This window comes from Streptomyces sp. NPDC047515, assembly GCF_040643055.1.
Taxonomy (GTDB): Bacteria; Actinomycetota; Actinomycetes; order Streptomycetales; family Streptomycetaceae; genus Streptomyces.
Window position 1 is genome coordinate 1 of sequence record NZ_JBEYTM010000136.1, and the last position, 4,042, is coordinate 4,042.

A 4,042-nucleotide genomic window follows, 5' to 3' on the forward strand; every position below is an offset into this window, starting at 1 on the left:
AATCAACGTCCCCAGATCAGTACTCGACCCACGCGACTTCGACGACAGAGTCGTCAGAACCTGGGCCCCCATGTCGAACTTCATCCAGTCCCCCCTGCCGAACCTGAGCAAACAAATGTGACCCTCATCCCTATCAACTCCGGCGGCGCCGAAGCAATCGAGGGCCTCACGGCTGTGGACAGGCTGTGACATGGTCACCGAAGCACGGCACGGGCAATGAGGAGCAGAAACGGAGCACTTGACCGGAGTGCGGAGGACGGGAGCCCTCCCGGCGCGACGGAGCTCCCGAAGATCTCCGGTCGATCTTCACGCCATGCGCACGATCGTGAGGGGCGGGCCGACCGCCTGCGGATCGTACTCGCGGACGTCGAAGAACGGCCGCCCTTCCCGGCGCCGCAGGCGCACGCCCGATGTGGCGACGGTTCGTTGTTCACTCGTTGGCCTACGGGCCGGAGTCAGCCCTCGCTCGCACTCCAGTTCTTCGTCGGCCGGCCCTCTTCGTCCCAGCGGCGCTCGGCGAGCATGGTCAGACCGTTCTCGGAGAACTCCACCTCGGAGGCGAGCACACCGTTCGGATGCCATTCCCTGGACACCCCTACCGGACGCCCCTCGTGGGCCGTCGACTCGGACCGGAGCGTGCCGTCCTCGTACCACTCGCGGCTGGGGCCATGCTGCACTCCGACGACGTAGGGGTCGAGGCTGACAAGAGCACCCCCCAGACGCTCCTCGACCTCGCCGGTGAAGAGTTCCCCCCTGTACAACAGGCGCTGCCCCTGATCCACGTCGACTCGGGGGTCGTCGATGTCGACCCGGCCCGGCATCAACCGCGCTCGGCGCGCCACTCCTTCGTCAGGTCCCCCTCGTCGTCCCACTCGGTGATCTCCAGCTGCCGCAGTCCGTTCGCGCTCATGAGCACGCGCGCGGCCAGCCTCCCGTTGGGATGCCAATCCTTGGACTCACCGACCGGGAACCCTCCCCGCAGCACTCCATCGGACCTCAGGGTTCCATCCATGTACCACTCCTTGGAAGGGCCGTCCTCGACCCCTTCCTTGTAAGTGACGAGGCTGACGAGCGCACCCTTTTGGTATTCGACCACCTCGCCGGTGAAACGCTCTCCTCGATAGAAGACGACCTCACCTTCGTCCATTTCGAATTCTGGGTCGTCGATGTCGATTCGTGCCATGCCGCGCCGCGACGCGTCAGGGGCGGGAGGCGCCCAGGACCCTTCGAACGGAGCTCCTGGAGGGCAGCCTCCATCACCTCGTTGCTGTTCGAGAGGCCGGGTGCCAGTCGTCGATGTCGATTCGGGGAAGTGCCATCAGGGATCGAGTTCTCCGGTCCGGGCGGGTCCCCCACAGAGCCGCACGGCGCATGTGCTTGCGCATCAGGCGCGCGAGTGCCCGTGGGCGAACGCCGGCTCGGGGTTGTCCCCGACGATGCTCCGCAGCCGCTCAAGAGCGGTGAGTTGTCGGACGCGGCGTTGCAGCGTCAGGAGATCACGTGCACGCCCAGCTTCTGAAGGAGGAGTCGGCAGACGCCGCACGGTTCGGTGGTCTTGCCGTGATCGGGATGCCCGTGGCCGCGGATCATCTTGGAGACGATGGCGGACTCTTCGAAGTGCGGAGCCGCTTCGTCGAGGGCCGTCGTCCGGCCGTCGTTTCGACCGGAGTCGAGCGCCCACAGTTGGTCGGACAGCAGGGCGGATTCGGCGCAGCGTCCGGTGAAGGGCACGTCGCCCGGCAGTGTGTCGATGAACGACCGGATGGCCGGGTGAAGTCCGACGGTCCCTTCCCCGGCCAGGCTGGTGTGGCTGAAGACCTTGCCGCCGATCAGCAACGAGGAGGCTACGGCGGGGAACTGCTCAGACAAAGAAATCCTCCGCATCCGGGTCGGATACGCCGCCCAAGAACCTGGAAAAAGCATCGGAGGTGTTCTCGCCCAAGTAATAGCCTCCGGTGTGGTGGAGGTGGAAGAGGCGCCCTTTCTCGTCAGCCAGCAGAATTCCGTACTCGGAAGATTCGTAGCCGATGGGAAAAAGCTCCGTTCCGAGGCCGGATGCCAGTTCCTTGATGGCTTCCGCGTCGCCGTCGTATCCGATCGTCGGCTTCATGACCCAGGCCATGTCCGGCACCCTGGGGTGGGCGAGGCGCAGCATGCCGTATGTGTGGATGAGGCGTACCGCGGCGGGTACAGGAGTCAGTGCGACGCCTTGCCGCTGGGCATCCTGTACCCGGACTTGAATGAGCTCTTCGGCATGGTCTCCGATGTCGCGGCCTGGTGACCAGCCGTTTACCGCCAACCAGTCACGTACTTCGGGTGTGAAATCTTCGGAGCTCATTATCCGTTCCGTTCCGTGAGCCGACGCATCACGAGTGTACGTGAATACCCAACTGCGGCAGCACATGCCTGCATGTGTAACACGGGGCGAGGAAGTCGCCATGCGCGCGTTCGAGCTCACCGGTGGCGCGGTCATAGACGTTCCCGATTTGACGTGTGTGCATCACGCTGCCTTCAAGGGCTTCCCTTGCGTCATCGATTGTGCGGATCGATGATCCTGTCGGGTCCAGTTGGTGCAGGCGGTCACCGATCAGGGATACCTCCGCGCATTTTCCATGACCAAGGCCCTTCTTCATTCCGGCAGCATCAAGCTTGTTGCCGACGTCCTTCAGGATCCCGTCAAGGACTTGATGCGTTTTCGGTAGCTTCTGGCCGTGCATTTTCGTGGTGCTGCTGTGGCTGGAGATCACGTTGTCGTGCAACAGACTTCCTGCACATCCCGAGTTGAGCTGGTTCTGGCCGGGGTGCGCCGCTCCGGGAGTGGCGTCGAGGGCGTCATCGGCGAGCGCAGCTGATTCGCGTTCCAGAACAGAAAGCTGATCCTTCAGAGGCAGGTGCGAAACATCCAGGGCCGGGCGCCGGTAGTGGCGCATCTGGTCCGCGCTTTGACCGTGCCAGCCGGGCTGGGGGTCCAGAGGCGTGCCTTGCGGCTGGTTCTCCGGGCCGTCGCCGTCATGGTGATTCGAACCGTCGGAGCTGTGCTCGCCATCGGAGTGCGGGGCGCCGACGTCATGCGGCAGCCCGTCGTCCGCAAGGTGCTCCGCATGCGGATCACGAGCGTCGTGGGTGCCATGGTGTGCGCCGTCGTCGGCATGGCTGTTTGGTGTGTGATCGCTGTGGTGAGCGGGCGCCGGGTCGTGCGGACCGCCGGGTCCGTCTCCGTGTCCGCCGGTGTGGTGGGCGGGCGATTCATGTCCGGCGATGGGGCCGTGGCCGTCGCCAGGGCCGCCGGGGCCGCGGTTGGTGCTGTCGCCGGGGAGGTTGTCGTCGGCGTGGTTCGTGGGCATGTTGTCGCCCACTCCGCCATGGGGGAGTCGGCTGTCCGCGTTGCTGCCGGGGAGGTTGTCGCCGGTGTGGGGGGTGGGGCCGTTGAGGTCGTCTCCGGCGCGGCCGACGTCCCCGAGGTCGTTGCCGAGGCTGTCGCCGAGATGGATGACGTTGTTCCCGGCGTCGGCACCGGCGTGCGCCCCGTTGTCGGCGGTGTGGGCTCCGGCGCCGACGAGGGCAGGCTCTCTGGCGGGGGAGGGAGGCTCGGTGTGCGGGGTGTCCGCGCCGGTGTGCGGAGTGCCGGTGTCGGGGGTGTGACCGCTGGGAGCGTTCTCGGCTTTCTGGAGGACGTTTCCGTTCTCGTCGAGGAGATTGCAGTCCTGGTCGAAGTAGCGAGCCGGCTCACCGGGACCGGTGGGGAGTTTCGTGGTGCCCTCGGGCAGGACGGGTGCGTTGTCGGGGAGCTTGACGTTCCCGTCGGGGAGTTTGACCCCGCCCTCGGGGATGGCGGCGCCTTCGGGGAGGTGGACGGTGCCGTCGGGCAGCTTCAGCGAGCCCTCGGGCAGGGTGATCGCGTTGTCGGGGAGTGTGGGGATTTCGATGTTGCTGATGCCCTTGATGCCCTTGGTGATGTCGCCGATCTTGGAGAGGCCGGCGCCGGCGCCCTTGGCGATGTAGGTCATCGGGTCGATGACCTTGCCCGCCTTCCCCGCGACGG

The 4,042-nt window shown here is 65.9% G+C and carries 5 protein-coding genes; all 5 read right to left on the reverse strand.

Translation table 11 applies throughout. The features are described from left to right. Window positions 1–455: 455 nt before the first annotated feature. Window positions 456–842 carry a hypothetical protein gene (locus ABZ826_RS38910; protein ID WP_361459265.1) on the reverse strand — a complete coding sequence of 129 codons (387 nt, stop codon included), beginning with the start codon at window positions 840–842 and terminating at the stop codon, window positions 456–458. Next, entirely contained in the window at window positions 821–1,183 is a 363-nt protein-coding gene (locus tag ABZ826_RS38915) for a hypothetical protein (RefSeq protein ID WP_361459267.1), read from the reverse strand. The genes ABZ826_RS38910 and ABZ826_RS38915 overlap by 22 nt, the downstream gene beginning before the upstream one ends. Window positions 1,184–1,488: 305 nt before the next feature. Continuing rightward, window positions 1,489–1,869: a YwqJ-related putative deaminase gene (locus tag ABZ826_RS38920; RefSeq protein ID WP_361459269.1), complete on the reverse strand. Its 381-nt coding sequence runs from the start codon at window positions 1,867–1,869 to the stop codon at window positions 1,489–1,491. Continuing rightward, window positions 1,862–2,338 carry an SUKH-3 domain-containing protein gene (locus tag ABZ826_RS38925; RefSeq protein WP_361459271.1) on the reverse strand — a complete coding sequence of 159 codons (477 nt, stop codon included), beginning with the start codon at window positions 2,336–2,338 and terminating at the stop codon, window positions 1,862–1,864. Before ABZ826_RS38925 ends, ABZ826_RS38920 begins: the two co-directional genes overlap by 8 nt. A 28-nt stretch (window positions 2,339–2,366) precedes the next feature. Then, window positions 2,367–4,042, reverse strand: a 1,676-nt coding sequence (locus ABZ826_RS38930) for a YwqJ-related putative deaminase (RefSeq protein ID WP_361459273.1), incomplete at its 5' end; no start/stop codon positions are given.